The sequence below is a fragment of the Amycolatopsis marina genome (genome assembly GCF_900111885.1).
GTDB lineage: Bacteria > Actinomycetota > Actinomycetes > Mycobacteriales > Pseudonocardiaceae > Amycolatopsis > Amycolatopsis marina.
In genome coordinates this window covers 221,546-241,695 of the sequence record NZ_FOKG01000011.1, presented here as the reverse complement: position 1 = coordinate 241,695, position 20,150 = coordinate 221,546, and the positions used below count along the sequence as shown (strand labels likewise).

The following is a 20,150-nucleotide window of genomic DNA, read 5'->3' as shown; positions in this document are numbered from 1 at the left end:
ATGGTCGGTCGAAGCCGTCAATCTGGACGTGTGCGTATCAACCTCGCGAGGCTCAGTACAAATCAATCGGGTGATGCAGGACCGCAGTACCGACGTTGTTGTACCAGCCGAGGTTCGTGGTGGAGTGGTTGCAGATGAGCATGTCTCGTTCCGCGGCGAACGTCCCGAGAGCGACGTACTGGCCAGCGGTTCTCGCCGTGCGGGTTTCCGCCTCCTGGGTGGTCATCGAGGGGTCGAGCAACGCGTACAGGCGGGAACGCTGGTCGCTTTCCGACGCGAGGCGTCCTCGAAGCCGAGAATCCGCGGCGATTTCCCTGGCGGCGTTGGTGGATTGGTGACGGAAGTGGGGGACGTACCGGGTCATCGCCTCCGCTTGCCAGCCGCGCCGTTCGACAGCCTCTCGGGTAGCGAGGATTGACTGCTCGACCCGCCGCCGAAACTCCTCTGGCTCGACTCGACACACACGACAGATGACCGGGTCGTCAGCCTCTTGATCGGCGAGCAGGAACACCACGCGAGCTCGGGGTAGCGACTCGGTGACCCTGTCCAGGAAGTCGATGTGACGGTGTGCCAGCAGCGGTGTGCCTCCGTGCACGCTGGTGCAGGTGTATCGGCCATCGCGATGGCTGTAGTCCGGGCAGGTCGGCGCGAGGATGGTCGGCGCAAGGCCAGTGTCAAGCAGTGTGCGCCCGATTCGCTGAACCATTCTTCGGGTAGTGGACGCGGCACCGGACGCGGCGATCACGCGCGGAAGCCGCTCAAGCAGTTCCGGTAGCAGTCCGCTGTTGGCGTGATCACGTTCGTACTGGCGCAGTGCCGTGTTGATTCGGTCCCAAGCGAGCGTCGGGGCGGGCGACGGCGTTGCCAACATGACTGGTCGGTGGGATTCTTCCGGCATGTCGGCTAGCCAAGTAGCCGGTGTCAACCCCTTGAAGCAAGGGCGCCGGTGCACCGCCACCGTGTTCGCATAGCCGGGAGGCTGCCGTGGGTATCGAGTTCGTGCTGACGACGCTCGTGATCGTCGCGACGCCGGGTACCGGTGTCCTTTACACCCTCGCGGCGGGCCTCTCGCGCGGCGCGCGTGCCAGCGTTGTCGCCGCGGTCGGGTGCACTCTCGGTATCATTCCGCACGTGATCGCGGCGATCACCGGCCTGGCCGCGCTCCTGCACACGAGCGCGCTCGCGTTCCAGATCCTGAAATACCTCGGCGTCGCGTATCTCCTCTACATGGCCTGGAAAACGCTGCGGGACAAGAGCGCATACACCGCGGATGTGGAAAGTTCCCCGCGTTCGGCGGTTCAGGTCATCACGTCGGGTGTGCTGATCAACGTCCTCAACCCGAAGTTGACGATCTTCTTCTTCGCCTTCCTGCCGCAGTTCGTCAGCGCGGGGCAGCCGAGTGCGGTGCTGCGAATGCTGGAGCTGAGTGCGGTCTTCATGCTGTTCACGTTCGTCGTCTTCGTCGCGTACGGCGTGTTCGCCGCTGCCGTCCGCAGTCGCGTGCTCACCCGGCCCCGCGTGCTGAACTGGATGCGTCGCGTGTTCGCGGGCACGTTCGTCGCCCTCGCCGGCAGGCTCGCGCTCACCGACCGGTAGCGAGGCTCACCCAGGGCCCGGAGCGAGTGCGCCTGGTGGGCCGGTTCGCGGAAGAAGGGGCCCGAGCCGCCGCGACGTTCGACGTCAAGACTGTGGGCGCTCGTACGTCGCGAGCACGACCCCGGTGCTCGACCGCACGCTGTCGATCAGCCGGAGTTGCGCGAATGCCGCGTCGTCGCCGAACAGCCGGGTCCCCGAGCCCAGGATCAGCGGGTGGATCAACAGCAGGTACTCGTCGACGAGATCGTGCCGTATCAGCGATCCGAGCAGCCGGCCACTGCCGAGCACGACCAGGTCCTGCTGCTCCTTCAGCCGGGACACCGCGTCCGCGGCGTCGCCGGACACGAGCACCGAGTTGTCCCACGGCAGCGGTTCGGTCAGTGTTCGCGACACCACGTACTTGGTGGTCTTGGTCAGCATCTCGGTGAACGGGTTGGCCTGCTGGTGCGGCCAGTAGCCCGCGAAGTCCTCGTAGGTGCGCCTGCCGAGCAGGAGCGCACCCGTGTGCGCGGCCATCCGCTCGCCCAGCACCCTGCCCGTGACGGAGTCGTTGTAGGGAAGTGCCCAGCCGCCATGCTCGAAGCCGCCTCGTGGGTCCTCGTCGGGGCGACCCGGCGCTTGCATGACCCCGTCGACGGTCACGTTGTTGACCACCCTCAACCTGCCCATGGTGTTCTCCTTCGCGTCGTGGGTTCACCCATTACACGAACGCGTCACGCCGGAATCGACAGTCGCGTCAATCCGGCGGCAGATTCTTCGCCCGATCAGCACCCGAGCTCCATACCGGGTGCGGAGGGCGGCGTCGCGGCGAGGCCGTGCCCGACCGTTCGTAGCCGCACGGCGATCTCCTCCGGCGCCTCGACACCGAACTCCGCGCCGAGGGCCGCGATCGCCGCGAGGAACTGCACCACCAGTTCCGGTGAGTCCGCGCTGAGCCGGATCGTGCACTCCCGCGGTCCGTGCTGCTCGATCTCGCCCGGGATGGTGGCGAACAGGCCTGCGCGAACCGTGTCCGCAGGCAGCGCCACGGTGATCCGGGCCGTGTGCCGGTACCGCGCACCGGCGAACGCGTGGGTCAGGTATGTTGCGGCGTCCGTCGCGGGTAGCTCGCGGGGTGTGCCGCGCCGATGCGTGGGGAGGGGTGCGCCGATCCGGTCCACCCGGAACGTGCGCCAGTCCGCCCTGTCCGGGTCGAACGCGAGCAGATACCAGAGCCCGTGGACCGTGACCAGGTTGTACGGTTCGACCCTGCGGGTGCTGGTCTCGCCGTCGCGGCGCTGGTAGTCGAAGGAGACGATCTCCTGATCGCGACAGCACGAGGCGAGCACGGCCAGCACGGCGGGATCCACCGGAGGCGCCAGATGCCGGTGGGGCACCGCCGCGGTCGCGCTGGTGAACGCGGCCAGCCTGGGGCGCAGCCGCGCGGGCAGCACCTGTTCCAGTTTCGCCAGCGCACGCATGGAATTCTCCGCCATCCCGGCAACGCCGCCGCCCGTGCCGGTCGCGAGGCCGATGGCCATGGCGATCGCCTCGTCGTCGTCGAGCAGCAGCGGGGGTACGTTCCCGCCGGACGTCAGCCGGTACCCGCCCGCGGTTCCGGTGGTTCCCGCGACGGGGTAGTCGAGTGCGCGCAACCGATCGACGTCGCGGCGCACCGTCCGGTCGCTGACGCCGAGCCGCTCCGCGAGTTCACCGCCGGACCACTCACGCCTGCTCTGCAGCAGCGACAACAACCGGAGCAGCCGCCCCGGCATGTCCCTGCGCGTCGATTCCCCGTGCATGCCCCTCAGATTGGCACAGCTTGCGGACAAGTTACGTCCGCAAGGGCTTCTAGCGTGCACGTATGGATTCAGCACGAGAGAAAAACACCGACACCGGGACACTTGCCCGTCACCTCCGGGGTCCGGTGTTCACAGCGGGAACTGAGGGATACGACCGGGAACGGACCGGGTATCAGCTCCTGGCACCCCACCGTCCCGCGACGATCGTGGGGGCGGTCGAGACGCGGGACGTGTGCGTGGCAGTGCGATTCGCGGCCGCCACAGGTGCCCGGGTCGCGGTGCAGGCCAGCGGGCACGGGCTCGGTGGAGCGTTGAGTGGCGGCGTACTGATCAGCACTCGCCGCATGAACGGTGTCGCGGTGAACCCCGACGCGGGCACTGCCTGGGTCGAAGCGGGCGCGACCTGGCAACAGGTGATCGACGCGGCGGCGCCACACGGTCTGGCCCCGCTGTCCGGCAGTTCGCCCGGTGTGGGGGCGGTGTCCTACACGCTGGGCGGAGGAGCCGGGTTGCTCGCCCGGCGGCACGGTTTCGCCGCCGACCACGTCCGTCGCCTCGATGTCGTCACCGCGGACGGGGAACTGCGGCACGTGACCGCCGACAGCGATCCGGACCTGTTCTGGGCGCTGCGGGGCGGAGGCGGCAACTTCGGTGTCGTCACCGGCATGGAGATCGGCCTTGTGCAGCTCACGGCGATCTATGGCGGTGGCCTGTCCTTCGACGTCGAGCGGGTGCCAGATGTCCTCGAGGCGTGGCGGCAGTGGACGGCGACGGTGCCGGACGAGTTGACGTCGGCGGTTGCCATGCTGCCGTTTCCCGACCTCCCGATGGTGCCGCGGGCCCTGCGTGGCAGGCACGTCGCCCAGATCCAGATTTCCTACGCCGGTCCGCCGGAGCAGGCAGCAGGACTGGTGCGGCCGCTGCGGGAGTTAGGGCAACCGCTGCGCGACACACTGCGCGAGCTGCCGTACACCGACTCGGGGTCGGTCTTCGACGAGCCGGACCGCCCCCACGGCTACCGGTCGGCGAACCGGCTCTTGAGCGAACTCGACCCGGATGCGCTGGCCACACTGCCGAAGCTGGCCGGCCCGTCGGCGCCGGTGATGTGCGTCGCCGGGCTGCGTCATCTCGGCGGCGCACTCGCCAGGGCACCACGTGTCCCGAATGCCGTCGGACACCGGGAAGCCGCTTTCTCGCTGACCGTTCTCTCCCCGGTGGAGCCCGGCGAGGAGGACGCCGTGCGCGCCGCTCACCGCACGGTGCTCGATCCGTGGACGCGGTGGACGCTCGGTCGCTCGCTCAACTTCACCTTCGGCCCCAGCAGCGAGCAGGAGGTCCGCGCCGCCTTCACACCCGCGGATTTCTCCCGGCTCAGCGAGATCAGGGCGGAACACGACCCACAAGGACTCTTCCTCAGCAACCACGTGCTCCCGCCCGGCCCGGCACACTGACCGCCAGGTGGCGTGCGGGGAGCCAAAATCCGTCGCGACCTCGTAACCGCGAGAGTAGTTTGGCTCTGTGACAACGATCCTGCGCGGAAACGCCGTGGCACTGCGCCCTGCCACCGGGGCGGACGTGCCGGCGCTGGCAAAGATCCGGCTGCTGCCCGAGGTGCGTCGACGGTGGCGCGGCGACGGCGCCGACATGGCGGCCGCGGTGGCGAACGACCTGGCAGACGAGGACATCCAGACCTTCGTGATCCTGTACGGGGACGAGGTGGCAGGCGCGATCCAGTGGGGATCGGAGGAGGAACCGGACTACCGGCACGCGAGTGTGGACATCTTCGTCGATCCGGCGCTGCACGGCCGTGGGGTGGGCACCGACGCCGTGCGCACGCTTGTCCGGCATCTGCTCACCGACCACGGATACCACCGGTTGACCATCGACCCCGCGGCAGACAACGCGCCCGCGATCCGGTGCTACGAGAAGGTGGGATTCCGACCTGTGGGAGTAATGCGCAGATACGAGCGCGCCCTGGACGGGACCTGGCATGACGGGCTGCTGATGGATCTGCTCGCCGACGAGTTCGTGGACCGGTAGCGGGAGTCCGGCCGGTCGAATCGCACCGCGGACCGCGTCAACCGCGCTGTCGGCCGAGTACGGCCTCGGCCGCACCAGCCGCGGCCAGTGCGTCAGCGTCCTCCCCGATGGGGGTGGACAGCAAGATGCTGCCACCCGCATGGGGCAGTGAGACACCGGGCATCCCCAGGTAACTGGTGAGCATCGTGCTGCGCAGCACTCGCCTGTTCGCCGCATCGTAGCGGCCCTCGTCGGCGAGCAGCGGGGCCAGTGCGGGGGCGGGGTCACGAACCGTGGGGTACGCGAGCACCGCACCGTCCAGTTCGGACGAGACCTGTTCACGTAGCACCGGCAGCTCTCTTCGCAGGATCACACCACTCCGTCCGGCCGGGTCGAAGGTCGCGAGCCTGCGCAGCACCGCCGGGTCGACACCGTGTGCGGGTCCGGACAGCAGGTGCCCATAACGCTGGTAGGCCTCCGCCACGACGAGCGTGCCGTGTTCGTCCATCAGCCGTTGTGCCCGATCCAGACTTGCCAGTCTCCTTGTCTCCACTCGGATACCGGCAGCCGCAAGGCTGTCGACAGCGTCGCCGAAGCCGGCAGCGACGGTGGGTGCGCAGTCCTCGACGAGTTCGCCGAATGGCACGACGACGCGCAGTCCATCCGTTGCCGGACCGAACGGTCGCGGTGTTCCTTTCAATGCCGTGTCCGCGGCGAGAACGTCGGCCACCCGCCGGGCCAGCACGCCCACACTGTCCAGTGTGGGCGCGAGCGGGAGCATCCCGGCCGTGTCGTAGCGTCCGGGGCTGGCCTTGAAGCCGACCAGACCGCAGAACGCGGCGGGCACTCGCACTGATCCGGACGTGTCGGTGCCGATCGCCAGTGGCGCCAGGCCCATGGCAACCGCGACGGCGGAGCCCGACGAAGAGCCACCGGGCACGCGGGTCGGGTCAAGCGGGTTGACCGGTGTGCCGAACCGGCGATTGATGCCGAGGCCGGAGAACGCGAACTCGCTCAGATTCGTCTTTCCGAGGCAGACCGCCCCGGCCTCCGCGAGCGTTCGTACGACGGTTGCGTCCGCCGTGGCGGTGGGTGCGCCGATGCGGGACGCGGAGCCCGCCGTGGTAACGGTCCCGGCAAGGTCGAAGAGGTCCTTCCACACCACGGGCACGCCGTCGAGATCACCGTGCGCCCGCCCGGAGCGGTGACGCTCCCGGCTTGCCTCGGCCTCCCGGAGGGCACGCTGGGTCGTGGTCGTGAGGAGCGCGTGGGCCGCGGTCGCCGCCGGTGCTGCCGCGAGCAGTGCCCGGCATACCTCGACCGGATCCAACCTGCCGGTGCGCAGCGCGCACGCGGTTCGCACCGCGCCCAGCTCCGTCACCAGCAGGCGGACGTCGTCCGGACTCATGCCGGTACCGTCGTCGTTTCGCCGGAGCGGAGAACGGTGTGGTTGTGCTGCCGACCGAGGCGCCGTGCCAGTGACTCGAACAGCGGGACCGCGACGATCGCGACGAGGATGCCCTGGACCGGCGGCAACCCGAACTCCACCTGATCGCTGACGAAGGCCACAGCCGTCCCGGTCGCGTACGCCCCGACGCAGGTCCAGCGGAACCGCACGAATCGTGTCCGGTTCACCGGAGGCAGTTTTCCACGCCACACGAAGACGTAGTCGCCGATGATCGTTCCGCCCAGCGGCGGGATCAGCACGCCCAGCAGGACCAGGTACTGTGGCAGCGCCTCATAGATCCCGGAGAGCGCGAGTACCATCGCGATCGCGATCCCACCGACGACGAACGGGCGTTTGCCGTGCACTCCGGTGAGTTCGGCCCCGGCGAGGCCGAACGCGTACGCCGCGTTGTCCTGGGTGGTCCAGACGTTCAGCGCCAGCAGGACGACAGCGGCCACGGTGAGGTTGAGCCGGAGCAGTACGGACACGAAGTCGCCCTCGGCGAACGCCAGCGCCCCGACCGCGCCGAACACCAGCATCAACAGATTGGCGACGAAGAACGAGCCGAACGCCGCGACGAACGCCTGCCGGGGCAGCCTGGCGAACCGGCTCCAGTTCGGTGTCTGCGTCCCACCACTGACGAAGGTGCCGACCACGATGGTGACCGCCGTCGCCCAGGGCAGCACGGTGGTCGGCTCGGTGGCGCCGAACCCGCCGAGCCCGCCCACCTCGTCGGTCGCCCTGACCACGACCCAGCAGCACAGGATGAACATGAGCGGGACCGATAGCGCACTGAGGACCTCGATGCCGCGGTAGCCGATGTAGGCGGTGAGCCCGGTCAGCGCGGAACCGAGGATGATCACCAGCCACTCGAAGCCCTGCCAGCCGAAGGCCTCCACGATCAGCTCACTGAGGAAGGCCGCGGTCACCGCGTACCAGCACACCTGGGTTCCGCCCAGCAGGATGTCAGCCCATTTCGAACCACCGCTGCCCAGGGTGTAGCGCGCGAGCAGCACGGTGGTGAGCCCGGTCCGGGCGCCGATGACCGCGAGCACCGCGACGTAGGTACCCAGGATGAGGCTGCCCGTCAGGAGCACCGTGAACAGCGCGCCCGGCCGGAACGCGGTGGCGACCTGCGCTCCGGCGAGCATGGTCGGGGTGAAGAACACGAAGCCGAGCAGGACGGTGGTCAGGGAGAGCAGGCCACGCCGTGCGCTCTGCGGCACCTCGGTGAGCGGATAGTCGTCCGCGACGACCGTCTGTGCGACCACCTCGCGGCGCGTCCCGAGTCTGGGCATCTCGTACCTCCGTGCTGTGGAAGATGCTGAGCTTGGCAGGTTCGGACAAGAGCACCACCACAACCGCCCGGTTGCCAGGGAGCAATCTCTAGTGAAACCCGGAACTCACTGGTTGTATCTACATCGTGTTGACGATCAGGTCGCTGGTGGATGTGCCCTCGCTCGGACTCCGCGTGCTGGTGCCGGGCAGTGGGGAAGAGCCTGGCGGACCGGACCCGCTGGACACCTCGCTGCGCTGGCTGCACAACACCGAACTGCTCGATCCGTCCGGTTATGTCAGGGACCGGGAGTTGGTGCTCACCAACGGCCTCTGGCACGACGGCGCGAACGCGGCCGAGTTCGTGTCCAACGTGGTGCGCGCGAGTGGCGCCGGAATCGTGTTCGGCCTGCTCGAGACGACCCCGGTTACCCCGCCGGACCTCGTGCGGGCGTGCGCGGCCGAGAGGTTGCCGCTGGTCGAGCTTTCCGTCACGGTGCCGTTCACGGAGGTCACCAGGCAGGCGGCCGCGCAGCTTGCCGGGCAGCGGCAACGGGAACTGGTGGACACGGTCCGGCGAGGCAACGACCTGGCGGCGGCCATCTCGCGCGGGGCGGGCGCGACCGGCGTGCTCAAGGTGCTGCGCAGGGACCATCGGGTGCCGCTCGCCGTGATCGACCGCATGGGCAGGGTGCTGGCCGCCGACGGCGCGCGGCCGGACGCCGAGGACGCCAGGCGCGTCGCGGAAGGTCTCAAACGACATCCGCCGCCACTGGAGCTGGACCTCGGCCCGTCCGGCATGGCCGCGTTGTTCCTGGTCAACACGCTCGGCGGAGCCGATGCGGCGCTGGTCTGCCTGCGCTCGCTCGACCTGTTGGGTGAGACCGAGCGCGAGGCGCTCACCCAGGCCGCGCACTATCTGAGCCTCGAGGTCGCGCGGACAGAACTGATGCGGGCCATCGAATCCCGCTTCGCCCACGAACTGCTGGAGATGATTCTCTCCGGCAGCCGCGCCGCAGGCGAGGTGGCGGGCCGGTTGGAGGCGTTCGGAATCCGGCCCGACGGGCCACTGGTTGTCGCGGCTGTGGCCTTGCGGGGCGAGGAAGCACCGAGCGAGGCGGCACTGGCCAAGCAGATCGGCGATTTGCTCGCGGCGGAGGGAATTCCCGCGGTCGTGGTAGCCGGCAGCCAGGACATCGTGGCGATCTTTCCGTGGGACGAGCACTCCGGCGCCGCGACGGAACTCGCTCGCCGGATCGTCGACTCCCTGCGCGACGAGGTCGTGGCCCGTGAGGTCGTGGTGGGGATAGGCGGGGTCGCCGAGAACTCCAGGGAGCTGCGGCCGTCGCTGCGCCAGGCACGCGACGCGTGCCTCGTGCTCCGGCGGGGGAGCGGGCGCCCGGTCGCGCACTTCGCCGAGTTGTCGTCCCACCGGCTGTTGCTCGGCGCGCAGGACGAGGACGTGCGCAGACGCTTCGCGGACAGCGTGCTGGGGCCGTTGCGCAGACACGACACGGCGCGCGGCGCCCAGCTGGAGACGACCGTTCGGGCGTTCCTGGAACACGACGGTCACTGGGCCGCGACCGCGGCCGAGTTGTACATCCATGTCAACACCCTGCGAAACCGGCTGGCGAAGGTTGCCGAGCTCACGGGCAACGACGTCAGCACCACTGAGGGCAGGGTGGACGTCTTCCTGGCGCTCGAGGCGGACGCGCTGACGGGGCAGCGCTGACCGGAGATGGACGATCACTGCGAGAATCCCGATATTGCTGGAGGAATCTCCATCGCAGATTGGCTGTCCCCGGTGATGGAGTGAGGTCATGCAGCTGAATTCGTTGATCGAGCGGGTCGAGATTCCCGCGCGGCAGGCACGGTCCGTCCGTGTCGGCGCAGGACGCCGGGTGCGGGTCACGACCGAGACCGGCGGCCAGGTCGGTGACCTCTTCGCCTTCACCGGCGACGATCTCGCGGAGCACCTCTCGGCCGCGCACACCAGAGCGCACGTGGGCCGGTTGTTCCCCGCGGTCGGCGAGCAGTTCGTCACCGACCTGCGCGAGCCGATCCTGACGTTGATCGAGGACGCTTCACCGGGCAGACACGACATGCTGATTCCCGCCTGCGATCCGGCGAGGTACCGCGCACTCGGTGTCGTCGGCGCACACGCGTCCTGTGCCGAGAACCTGCGACGTGTGGCGGGGCCGCTGGGCAGGGAGATCGACGTAGTCCCCCAACCGGTGAACGTCTTCATGGACATTCCCGTCGACCAGGAGGGCGATCTCGCCTGGTTGCGCTCGCCTGCGGCGGCAGGTGCGAGCATCACCTTCGAGGCGGTGCGGGAATGCGTCGTGATCGTCTCGGCCTGCCCCCAGGATCTCGTCGACATCAACGGGGGCACGCCCAAACCACTCGTGCTCGAGTACGCGGCGCACATGGAAGGATCCGTCCGCTCATGACCACATCCAGCGCACATCCAGCACTGCGACAGATCTCGATCCGGGACACGAACCTGCCCAACCGCCTCGTGGTCGCACCGATGACCCGGGTGTCGGCGACCGAGGACGGAACGCCAACCGAGGTGATGGCCGAGTACTACGAGAGCTTCGCGCACGGCGGATTCGCCCTGGTGATCACCGAGGGCATCTACACCGACGCCGACTACAGCCAGGGCTACCCGAACCAGCCCGGCCTCGTCACGGAAGCACACGTGGCCGCATGGCGTCAGGTCACCCGAAGGGTCCACCGCGAGGGCGGGCGGATCGTCGCCCAGTTGATGCACGCGGGCGCGCTGTCGCAGGGCAACCATCACCTGTCCGAAACGGCGGGCCCCTCATCGGTGGCACCCCGAGGACAGATGATGCCGGAGTACGGCGGGTCGGGTTCGTGGCCGCTGCCGAGGGAAATGACGTCGACGGAGATCTCCCGCGCGGTGTCCGGTTTCGCCGCCGCCGCGCGCAACGCGGAACGTGCGGGTTTCGACGGGGTCGAGGTGCACGCGGCCAACGGCTATCTGCTCGATCAGTTCCTCACCGACTACACGAACCGGCGCACGGACGGCTACGGCGGCCCGGTGCGCAACCGGGTCCGCCTCGCCGCGGAGACGGTCGCCGCGATCTGCTCGGCCGTACCGGAGGAGTTCTGGGTCGGAATCCGGTTGTCGCAGACCAAGGTCAACGACTTCGAGTACCGCTGGCCGGGTGGAGCCGGCGACGCCGAGATCATCTTCTCGGCTGTCGCCGCGGCGGGCGCGGACTACCTGCACGTCGCGAGCGAGGGCCGGAACTGGATCGACACGGCCCGGCTGGACAACGGCGAGACCCTCACCGCGCTGGCCCGCAAGGTCAGCAACCTCCCGGTGATCGCCAATGGCGGCATGCACCAGGTCGAGCAGGCGGCTCGTGTGCTCGACGAGGGGCACGCGGACCTGCTCGCACTGGGCAGGGCGGCGTTGGCCGATCCCGAGTTGCCGCTGCGGCTGGCCGAGGGCGCCGCACCGTTCCCGTTCGACCCGGGCATGCTGCATCCCAAGGCGACGCTGGACAACACGCGGCGCTGGCGGGAGCGAAACTCGCGACCGGCACGGTGACCGAGTCGCACGAAAGGGAGTGGAGCGGGTGAACCAGACGTGGCACGCGGATGCGGCGGCCGTGGTGACGCTGACCTTCGACGTCGACGCTGAGTCCGCGATCCTGGCGCAGGGCACCGGATACGCCGACCACGCGATGACGATGTCGCACCAGGCATACGGGCCCGATGTCGGCGTGCCGCGAATCCTGGAGCTGCTCGACGACTGCGCGATCCCGGCCACGTTCTTCATCCCCGGCTGGGTCGCCGAACAGCGCCCTGAGCTCGCGCCCGGCATCGCCGACCGTGGCCACGAGGTCGCGCACCACTCCTACAGCCACCGGCCGCCCACCTCGATGACACCGGAACAGGAACGGGCCGACTTCGAGCGAGCCCTTGCGGTCTTCGCCGAGCAGGAAGTGCTGATCAGCGGGCACCGGGCCGCCCTGTGGGAGGCGACCTGGCAAACGACGGAGCTGGTCGCCGAGCACGGCCTGACGTACGACTCGTCGCTGATGGGCGACGACCGTCCTTATCGGATCGGAACCGCGCACGGTGCCATCGCGGAGCTGCCGGTCCACTGGTCGCTGGACGACTGGGAGCAGTACGCGTTCCTGCCCGCTCCGAAGATCGGCTCGGTGATCGAGTCCCCGCGCAAGGCGCTGGAGCTGTGGCGTGCCGAACTGGACGGCATGCGCCACTACCAGTGTCTGTTCAACCTCTGTTGTCACCCATTCCTCTCCGGTCGTCCCGGGCGGATGCTCGCGCTGCGCGAACTCGTGGAGTACGCGCTCGACTGTGGCGACGTGCGGTTCGCACGTTGCCGCGACGTCGCCGATGCGGCGCTCGCCGATCCGGGGCTCGCGACGCGAATCCCGGATCGGCCCGCGGACTATCCCGGCTGAGGAGGTGTTTCCGCAAGAGATCTGTCAGACCTCATCGGTAGCCTCGGCGCCACAACGTCACGCATGGGGAGACACAGGTGAGCGATTCCGCCGACGTTCCGTCCGAGACGGTGGCGCGACTTCGGTCGGTGTGCCTCGGAATGCCCGAGACGTACGAGGAACCGGCGTGGGTGGGTGTGCGCTGGCGGATCCGGCAACAGACGTTCGCGCACGTGCTCACCATCGAATGCGGGCGGCCGCAGGCCTACGCATTGGCCGCGGGGACAGAAGGGCCCGCCACGGTGCTGACCTTTCGGTCGTCGGGGCCGGAACTCGACGCGCTGAGCGTCGCGGGTCATCCGTTCTTCCGGCCCCGCTGGGGACCCACTGTCGTCGGCATGATGCTCGACGCCGACAGTGACTGGGAAGAAATCACGGAACTGCTGACCGAAAGTTACTGCCAGCAGGCGCCGAAGAAGCTCGCCCGACTGATCGACCGGCCTGCGTTGTCCTGACGTGGGTCACCCCGGCTGTTTCGTGGGGAGACCGGCCGGGGTGAACCTGCGCAGCGGCCCGTTCACCAGCGCCAGCGCGGCGATGCCGACCACGCAGAGGACGCCGCCGGAGACTACGGCGAAGGAGGCGGAGGTGACGCCGGCGACCAGCCCGCCCCGGAAATTGCCGAGGTCCGGGCCGGAGACCCCGATGATGTGCTCCACCGAACTCACCCGCCCACGATGGGTGTCGGGGGTCGCCAGCTGCACGATCGCCCCTCGGGAGATGACCGAGACGGTGTCGGCTGCCCCTGCGACGGCGAGGCAGCCGAGGGCGAACCACAGCGAGTGCGCGAAACCGAAGCCGGTGAGTCCCAACCCCCACAGACCCGCCGCCGCCAGCATGGGGACACCCGGACGCCGGGATCTGGTCACCATCCCGGAGGTCGCCCCCGCGAGGAGACCGCCGACGGCGATCGCGGACAGGAACAGTCCCAGGACTTCGGGGCGATCCCCGAAGCGTTCGGCGTTGATCGCGGGGAACAGCGCGATCGGCATGGCCATGACTGTTGCCAGCACGTCGGTCAGGAGGGCGCCGCCGATCACGGGCCTGCGGCCGATGAACCGCCAGCCCTCCCAGATGGCCCTGAACCCCGGCCGATCCGGATCGGTGAGCGGGCGCATCGACGGCAGCCGTAGCACTCCGTAGAGGCTGGCGCCGAATGTCAGGGCGTCGACGGCGTAGCACACGCCGACACCCCAGTTCGCGATGATCACGCCGGCCATCACCGGGCCGACGAGCATCGCGACCTGGAAGCTGATGTGTGTCAGTGCGATGCCGGCACCCACCTGCTCCTCGGCGAGCAACCGCACGACGAAGGTCTTCCGCGCGGGAGCGCCCAGCCCGCCGCAGGCCGCCTGGAGAGAGACGAGACCGAGTACGAGTGGCAACGAGGCGAGTCCGCTGAGTGCCTGGGCTGCCAACAGCCCGGCCGAGAGGATCTGGCCGGTCGTGGTGAGCAGGACCAACTTCCGGCGATCCACGGCGTCGGCGAGGGTTCCGCCCACAAGCCCGAAGACCACCATCGGGACGGCCTGGGCGAGACCGATGGCGCCCACCGCGACGGAACTGCCGGTCAGTTCCCATACCTGGGCGAGCACCGCGACGACGGCGAGCTGGCCGCCGAGACCGGACAGCGTGTTGCCGATCCACAACCGGCGGAAGGCTGGGCTGGCGCGCATCGGCCGCGTGTCGACCAGGCCGTCGATGAGCCTCATATGGACGAATCACCGGTCTCGGTCAGCCGCTGAACGATGCGGTCGTGGAAGGAGCGCCGCCGCAGTGCCGCTTCCAGGTCCTGGATCACCTGGCGAAGTGCGTACGGAATCTCGGCGTCCAGTTCGGCGACGGCCGCTTCGGTGGCCCGCCACTCGGCCTCGAGGAACGGCACGATGTCTCTGCCCTTCGGGGTCAGTTCGACCTCGCGGGTTCGCGCGTCGGCGCCGGGCCGAGTGGTAACCAGTCCTTCGCGGCGCAGCGCGCTCACCGTCTGGCTCAGGGCCGAGTGGGTGAGGTCCAGGGAGCGTGCGAGGTCGCGGATGGTCATGGGGCCGCGGCGTCCGAGCCGGATCAGCGGCATCGTGAACCGGGGGCGTACGCCCCGTACCCCGCGCTCGGCGTAGAGCTGTGCGATGTCGTCGTCCATCGCGTCCAACAGTGTGCGCAGTGGACGCCAGTGGGAGTGTTCCGTGGGGTCGGGTCCGTGCGTGCCGGGCGGACTCTCGTGGCCGGGAGAGGGGTGCGAAGTCGTCACAACGCCAATCGTAACAGCACTTATATAAGCGCTGTTACGTTAGCCGCGGGCCCGGGCGTGGATCCGCGTGCCGGACCGTTCCGCGCGGGCGGCAAACGACTGGGTTCACCTGATCGTGTTAACGATGCACGAATTGCACAACTACCTCGCGACAGGACTGGGCGATGTGTCCTCGGTCCGCGGGCGGTGCGGCGTTCATGATGTAGCGACTTCCCTGGCAAGGTCGTCGTGTTCGGTCGTCCCCGACCACGGGAACCGCGTCGCGCGTTGTCAGACGGTTCTGAAAGGACAGTGGATGGAACAACGTCGTTCGTCTCGAAGCGAGGAGCCGGGTGCTGCCGAGGGGCACCGCCGAGATGTCGGACGCCGCCGGTTTCTGGGCTATCTGATCGCTGCTCCCACGTTGGCCGCCGCGGCGAAGCTGGTCGGCGATTCGCCCGCCGCTCAGGCCGCGATTCCGTCGGCCCCGGAGCTTTCCGAGGTCTACGACCTCAACGATCTGCTGACGCAGGCCGCGCTGCCGACGTCGAATCTGATCGCGGTTCAGCTGCACGCCGACGGCACCGCGTCGTTCGACATGCCACGGGCGGAAAGTGGCCAGGGCATCACGACCATGGCGGCGATGTTGATCGCCGAGGAACTGGACCTGCCGCTGGACAAGATCCGCGTCACCCTGGCCGACGCACGACCCGAGTTGCTGTTCAACCAGTTCACCGCCGGTTCGAACACCACTATCTCGATGCACACCCCGATCCGGACGGCGGCGGCGATCGCCCGCGGACGCCTGCTGGAGGCCGCGGCTATCCAGCTCGGTGCCGCGGTGAACACGCTCACCACCAAACTCGGTGTGGTGCAGGCCCCTGGCGGCGCGAGCCTGAGTTACGGATCGCTTGCGGAGGTGGCCGCGAGCAGCGAGACCAGGGAGGTCTCCACCGAGCTCAAGCCGGCCTCGGAGTTCAGGATCATCGGAACCCCGCAGAACCGGATCGACGCGCTGGAAGCCGTGACCGGTCGTAAGAAGTACGCGATGGATCTGGACGTTCCGGGTGCGCTTCCGACCATGGTCTGCCGTCCGCCGACGATCAAGGGCACCGTGAAGTCGGTGAACAACGCCGACCAGGTTCGGAAGATGCCCGGTGTCACCGATGTCGTGGCGATCGCCACCGGTGTCGCCGTGCGGGCCACGACCTTCGGGCAGTGCATCGACGCGGTCAACGCACTGGATGTGACATGGGGCCCCGGCCCCGTCGACGGTGAGTCGGACGAAACCGTGCTGAAGAAGATCAAAGCCGCGGAGATCCCTCTCGCGGTGCCGGAGGTTCCGCTGCTCGCGCAGACCGTGGAGGGTGAATTCACCTTCCACTTCCGCAACAACGCCGCGCTCGAGCCGAACACCGCCGTGGTGGACGTCCGGCCCGACGGTGCGGAGGTATGGGCCGCGCTGCAGTCGCCGATCCTGTGCCAGGAGCAGGTGGCGAAGCAGCTCGGCCTTCCGCTGAACACGGTTCGGGTCCACGTGCAGCAGGCGGGCGGCGCGTTCGGCCGCCGCATGTTCAACGACGTCGTGCTGGAAGCGGCGGAAGCGTCGCAGAAGATGGGCAAGCCGGTGAAGCTGATGTGGCACCGGACCGACGAGTGCAGGCAGGGGCGCATGCACCCCATGTGCACCTCCCGGATCCGGGCGACCGTACTCGGCGGCGAGGTGCTGACCTTCGAACAGCGGCACACCAGTGTCGCGACCGACTACACGCAGGGGTTTGGCGAGGCCATCACGCAGATGGCCGCGGAGTTGCCGCCGCTCGGGCTCGGAAACTTCGCGGGGTTCTCGGTTCCGGTGTTCCAGCTGACTGTGAACGTGCCTTACCAGGTCGGCGCGGTCACCCAGTTGCTGAACGAGATCTACGAGTACGACACCTTTCCCACCGGCAGTGTCCGGAATCTGGTCAACCCGGATGTCCGGACCGCACAGGAATTGATCATCGACCGGATCGCCGAGAAGTTGGGCAAGGATCCGTACGAGTTCCGCAGGGGACTGGTCGACGATGACCGGGTCCGCGCTGTGCTGGACAAGGTCGCCGAGGTGGGCGACTGGGGCAGGCAGATGGAACGGGGCACCGCACAGGGCATCGCGGTGCACAAGGAGTACAAGGGCGCGATAGCGACCCTCATCGAGATCGACTGCAGGCCCGAGACGGTCAACCGGAAGATCCGCAATGCCGTCACCGGGCCGAGGGTGACCAGAGCCGTGACCGCTGTGGACACCGGGCTGGCGATCAATCCGCGTGGGCTGGAGGCACAGATGCAGGGCGGCCTCATGGACGGTATCGCCCAGGCGCTGACCTCCAGCCTGCATCTGCGCGAAGGTGTCCTGCTCGAAGGCAGCTGGGACGACTACTTCTACACCCGCCAGTGGAACACCCCGCCGGACGTGCGGGTGATAGTCATGCCTCCGACGACGGGTGAGCCGGGTGGGGCAGGTGAGTTCGGAGTCCCGGCTTCGATGGCTGCTGTCGCGTGTGCCTACGCGCGTGCCACCGGCACGATGCCGACCAGCTTCCCGATCAATCACGACACGCTCAGCTTTCCGCCGAAGCCGACGGTGCCGCCACTTCCGCAGTCGCCGACCAACGGCCTCGACTTCGCCTACTAAGGAGCACCGGTGCCCCAACACACTTTCAGGATCAACGGTGAGCAGGTCACGGTCGACGTGGAGGACGACGTCCGCCTGCTGTGGGTGATCCGCGACCTGCTCGGCATCAACGGCCCGAAGTACGGGTGCGGGATCAACGTGTGCAAGGCCTGCACCTGTCACATCAACGGCAAGGCCTTCAATCCCTGTTCCGTCCGCGTTTCCGACGTCAAGCCCACGGACGAGATCACCACCATCGAGGGACTGCCCGCCACGGTCGGCAAGGACCTGCATCCGATGCAGGAGGCCTGGCTGGAGTACGACGTCGCCCAGTGCGGGTACTGCCAGCCCGGTCAGATCATGGCGGCGGTGGCCAAGGTCCGGCAGGCGCGCGAGGCGGGTCACGAAGTGAACGACGACGATCTGGACACCATCCGCAACATCTGCCGGTGCGGCACCTACAACCGGATTCGCGACGCGATCAAGGCCGGGGCGGAGAACATGTGACCCACACCCGCCGGTGCGGCGAGTGCAACCGAGTAAGACCACCGGCGCCAATTACCGCCAACCGCACTTTCCCGCGAAAGTGCGATTGGCGGCTTGGTCACGCCGAGATTCTTTCCTACTTGCTCTGATCGTTGCTGAGCCACTTCTCCGGACGCATCCGGACCAGGATCGACCGCTCGCCGAGTGCGCCGTCAACGTAGGCAACGGCCTCGTCCTCCGGCAGGTAGCGGCGGGTGATCGTCAGTGCCTGCGCGCGAGTCGGCGGCTCGTCGTTGGCGACCACCGGCCCCTCGGTGGTGACGTACTTGTACGGTGCCGTCTCGGACTGCGCCACGAGACTGAAGACACCAGCCGCACGGATGGCCACGTCCTTCACGGTGTCCCGTTCCATCCAGATGAGGACGTCGCCGCCGCGCTCATAGGAGTACCAGACGGGCACGGCCAGCGGCCCCCGTCCGGCACGGGCGACTGCGAGTACCCCGACGTGGACTCCGGCGAGAAACGTCTCGCGTTCCTCTGCGGTCATGACGAAGGACATGCCTGCTCCTCGGTGCGAGACGTCTGGTGGTCTGCGTGGTGTCGGTACTGCCAACCCGCAGAAGTGGGAGATCATTCCCGATCCGCCATCCGCGCGGCCGATTCCCGTTAGAGCACCAATGCTTACTCTCGGTATATGAGATCGGGGAGCACCCTTGGCTTTCTCGTTCAAACGGGTAGTATCTGGCCGCCAGTGGTAGACAGCCCGTAGTCCTCGCCGTCCGAGGCGTGGCGCGTTGTGGCGCTGTTGCGTATCGAACGAGAGGTTTGAAGGTGTCGACGAACGTGGCGGATGACCGGCAGAGCAGCACTCGCCGACACACGGTCGCCGAACTGCTGGCACGCGAGCGTGCCGAGGTGGCGACTGGCGCGAGGCCCGACACGGACGAGATCCCTCGGGCCACCCTGCCCGTCGTGGAACTGCTCCGTCGTGAAGGCATCGAGTTCGCCGGTGACTCCGCTCCGACCGACCGGTTCGAGGCCGTTGCGCCCGCTGTGCCCGTCGCGCTCCGCAAGGATCCGGGCAAGCAGCGGGAGCGTAAGGGCGCACTCGGCAGGACCAGCACCATGAGCAGGGCGGTCGTGCTGTTCGGCCTCACCGTTGCCGGGCTGGTCGCGCTGAAGCCCACCGTCGCGTCCTCGCCGGTGGATGACGCCCCGCAGCACGACTCCGACCGGACGATGGCCGCACCGCGGGGCGCGCAGCCAGGCCCGGGAACCGACATCGCGCGAACCGGTGGCGGAACGACACCGACGACCACCGCGGCCAGCGTCCTGCTCAACGACACCGCGGACGTCGCCTCGCCGATGCGCCGGCCCAGTTCCGCTGCCGCGGTCGATCGTGGCGGCTCCGGGGGTGCCACTCAGGCTGAATCGGACGACGGAGCCACCGTGTCCACGGCCGCACCGAAGCCGACGACCTCGAACACTCCACCGGCCCCAAGGACCGGATCGACGACCACGGAATCGAAACCGCCGCCGCGGAACGACAGCGGGGGAACCGACACCGGCGGTGAGCAGACCCAGGACGGCGGACTGCTCGACCCCGTCCTCGACCCGGTGACCGGCACGGTCAAGGGCGTGCTCGACCTCGGCGGTGGCTTGCTGGGCGGCTGATCAGCCGCGCCGGTCACGGTGGCGGCACACCGCCAAAGCTGATGAAGCACCGGCTCAGGGCGACAGCGGCTCACTGTGCGCAACGACGTCTTCGGCGAGTGTGGTGAGCGCCGCCTGTACGTCGGCGAGGCGGGTGGGCCACTCGTTGAGAACCGCTTTTCGCGCCTGCGCGAGCGGGATCGACTCGGCGAGGACGAGTACGGGCGGGCGGCCCCAGTGGGTGGCGATGATCGTGCCGAGCTGGTCAGGGGTGTGCTGGCGCACCGTGTGTGGCGTCGGGGGTTGGTGGGGGACGAATTCGAGGGTGAGTGAGGCCCCGGTGCCCAGGAGGTCGTCGGTGATGCCGGCCATCGCCGCGTGGTAGGTGAGCAACGCCTGCCGGGTGTGCGGATCGAGCGGGATCGGGCTGTGCGGATACGCGCTGTTGAAGTCGGCGATGCTGGAGTAGCGGGCGGGGTGTGAGCGCATGACTGGGTCGTTTCTGGGTGGG

Annotated in this window: 20 protein-coding genes; 11 read left to right on the top strand and 9 right to left on the bottom strand. The window is 68.5% G+C overall.

What is annotated here, in order from left to right; genetic code table 11:
- Positions 1-52: 52 nt before the first annotated feature.
- Positions 53-871, bottom strand: a complete 819-nt coding sequence (locus tag BM199_RS19420; protein ID WP_091674672.1) for a hypothetical protein — start codon at positions 869-871, stop codon at positions 53-55.
- Positions 872-984: 113 nt separating this feature from the next.
- On the opposite strand from BM199_RS19420, the gene BM199_RS19415 reads away from it, so the two are divergent.
- Complete coding sequence (locus BM199_RS19415; RefSeq protein WP_091674671.1) at positions 985-1,596, top strand: LysE family translocator; 612 nt, start codon at positions 985-987, stop codon at positions 1,594-1,596.
- 84 nt (positions 1,597-1,680) lie between these two features.
- On the opposite strand, the gene BM199_RS19410 is transcribed toward BM199_RS19415, so the two are convergent.
- Together BM199_RS19410 and BM199_RS19405 are read right to left on the bottom strand one after the other, a co-directional pair.
- Positions 1,681-2,265 carry a dihydrofolate reductase family protein gene (locus BM199_RS19410; RefSeq protein ID WP_091674670.1) on the bottom strand — a complete coding sequence of 195 codons (585 nt, stop codon included), beginning with the start codon at positions 2,263-2,265 and terminating at the stop codon, positions 1,681-1,683.
- 95 nt (positions 2,266-2,360) lie between these two features.
- On the bottom strand, positions 2,361-3,377 hold the full coding sequence (locus tag BM199_RS19405; protein ID WP_091674669.1) for a helix-turn-helix transcriptional regulator: 1,017 nt from the start codon (positions 3,375-3,377) through the stop codon (positions 2,361-2,363).
- Between the two features lie 62 nt (positions 3,378-3,439).
- On the opposite strand from BM199_RS19405, the gene BM199_RS19400 reads away from it, so the two are divergent.
- Both BM199_RS19400 and BM199_RS19395 read left to right on the top strand, forming a co-directional pair.
- The gene (locus BM199_RS19400) at positions 3,440-4,828 is read left to right on the top strand and encodes an FAD-binding oxidoreductase (RefSeq protein ID WP_091674668.1); all 1,389 of its coding nucleotides are present in this window, start codon (positions 3,440-3,442) and stop codon (positions 4,826-4,828) included.
- Between the two features lie 76 nt (positions 4,829-4,904).
- Complete coding sequence (locus BM199_RS19395) at positions 4,905-5,417, top strand: GNAT family N-acetyltransferase (RefSeq protein ID WP_091674714.1); 513 nt, start codon at positions 4,905-4,907, stop codon at positions 5,415-5,417.
- A gap of 37 nt (positions 5,418-5,454) precedes the next feature.
- Here BM199_RS19395 and BM199_RS19390 read toward each other — a convergent pair whose 3' ends face one another.
- Entirely contained in the window at positions 5,455-6,804 is a 1,350-nt protein-coding gene (locus BM199_RS19390; RefSeq protein WP_091674667.1) for an amidase family protein, read from the bottom strand.
- Positions 6,801-8,141: a cytosine permease gene (codB, locus tag BM199_RS19385; RefSeq protein WP_091674666.1), complete on the bottom strand. Its 1,341-nt coding sequence runs from the start codon at positions 8,139-8,141 to the stop codon at positions 6,801-6,803. Before codB ends, BM199_RS19390 begins: the two co-directional genes overlap by 4 nt.
- A 125-nt stretch (positions 8,142-8,266) precedes the next feature.
- On the opposite strand from codB, the gene BM199_RS19380 reads away from it, so the two are divergent.
- The 5 genes from BM199_RS19380 to BM199_RS19360 all read left to right on the top strand — a co-directional run bounded on the left by BM199_RS19380 (position 8,267) and on the right by BM199_RS19360 (position 13,078).
- Complete coding sequence (locus BM199_RS19380) at positions 8,267-9,850, top strand: PucR family transcriptional regulator (protein ID WP_091674665.1); 1,584 nt, start codon at positions 8,267-8,269, stop codon at positions 9,848-9,850.
- 88 nt (positions 9,851-9,938) lie between these two features.
- Positions 9,939-10,571 (top strand): DUF1989 domain-containing protein, encoded by a 633-nt coding sequence (locus BM199_RS19375; RefSeq protein ID WP_091674664.1) that lies wholly within the window; start codon positions 9,939-9,941, stop codon positions 10,569-10,571.
- Positions 10,568-11,701, top strand: a complete 1,134-nt coding sequence (locus BM199_RS19370; RefSeq protein WP_091674663.1) for an NADH:flavin oxidoreductase — start codon at positions 10,568-10,570, stop codon at positions 11,699-11,701. The genes BM199_RS19375 and BM199_RS19370 overlap by 4 nt, the downstream gene beginning before the upstream one ends.
- Before the next feature lie 28 nt (positions 11,702-11,729).
- Positions 11,730-12,584, top strand: a complete 855-nt coding sequence (locus BM199_RS19365; RefSeq protein ID WP_091674713.1) for a polysaccharide deacetylase family protein — start codon at positions 11,730-11,732, stop codon at positions 12,582-12,584.
- Between the two features lie 77 nt (positions 12,585-12,661).
- Positions 12,662-13,078, top strand: coding sequence for an MmcQ/YjbR family DNA-binding protein (locus tag BM199_RS19360; RefSeq protein ID WP_091674662.1), 417 nt, complete (start codon positions 12,662-12,664; stop codon positions 13,076-13,078).
- 6 nt (positions 13,079-13,084) lie between these two features.
- Here the strand turns inward: BM199_RS19360 and BM199_RS19355 are convergent, their stop codons facing one another.
- On the bottom strand, positions 13,085-14,335 hold the full coding sequence (locus BM199_RS19355) for an MFS transporter (RefSeq protein WP_091674661.1): 1,251 nt from the start codon (positions 14,333-14,335) through the stop codon (positions 13,085-13,087).
- Positions 14,332-14,763, bottom strand: a complete 432-nt coding sequence (locus BM199_RS19350) for a MarR family winged helix-turn-helix transcriptional regulator (protein ID WP_091674712.1) — start codon at positions 14,761-14,763, stop codon at positions 14,332-14,334. The genes BM199_RS19355 and BM199_RS19350 overlap by 4 nt, the downstream gene beginning before the upstream one ends.
- A gap of 403 nt (positions 14,764-15,166) precedes the next feature.
- On the opposite strand from BM199_RS19350, the gene BM199_RS19345 reads away from it, so the two are divergent.
- Together BM199_RS19345 and BM199_RS19340 are read left to right on the top strand one after the other, a co-directional pair.
- The gene (locus tag BM199_RS19345; protein ID WP_091674660.1) at positions 15,167-17,521 is read left to right on the top strand and encodes a xanthine dehydrogenase family protein molybdopterin-binding subunit; all 2,355 of its coding nucleotides are present in this window, start codon (positions 15,167-15,169) and stop codon (positions 17,519-17,521) included.
- A gap of 9 nt (positions 17,522-17,530) precedes the next feature.
- Positions 17,531-18,007: a (2Fe-2S)-binding protein gene (locus BM199_RS19340; RefSeq protein WP_091674659.1), complete on the top strand. Its 477-nt coding sequence runs from the start codon at positions 17,531-17,533 to the stop codon at positions 18,005-18,007.
- Between the two features lie 115 nt (positions 18,008-18,122).
- Here BM199_RS19340 and BM199_RS19335 read toward each other — a convergent pair whose 3' ends face one another.
- Positions 18,123-18,545: a pyridoxamine 5'-phosphate oxidase family protein gene (locus BM199_RS19335; protein ID WP_091674658.1), complete on the bottom strand. Its 423-nt coding sequence runs from the start codon at positions 18,543-18,545 to the stop codon at positions 18,123-18,125.
- Positions 18,546-18,817: 272 nt separating this feature from the next.
- On the opposite strand from BM199_RS19335, the gene BM199_RS19330 reads away from it, so the two are divergent.
- Positions 18,818-19,660, top strand: coding sequence for a hypothetical protein (locus tag BM199_RS19330; RefSeq protein WP_091674657.1), 843 nt, complete (start codon positions 18,818-18,820; stop codon positions 19,658-19,660).
- 54 nt (positions 19,661-19,714) lie between these two features.
- Here the strand turns inward: BM199_RS19330 and BM199_RS19325 are convergent, their stop codons facing one another.
- A complete protein-coding gene (locus BM199_RS19325) occupies positions 19,715-20,128 on the bottom strand; it encodes a hypothetical protein (protein ID WP_091674656.1) in 414 nt (137 codons plus the stop codon).
- Between the last annotated feature and the right edge of the window lie 22 nt (positions 20,129-20,150).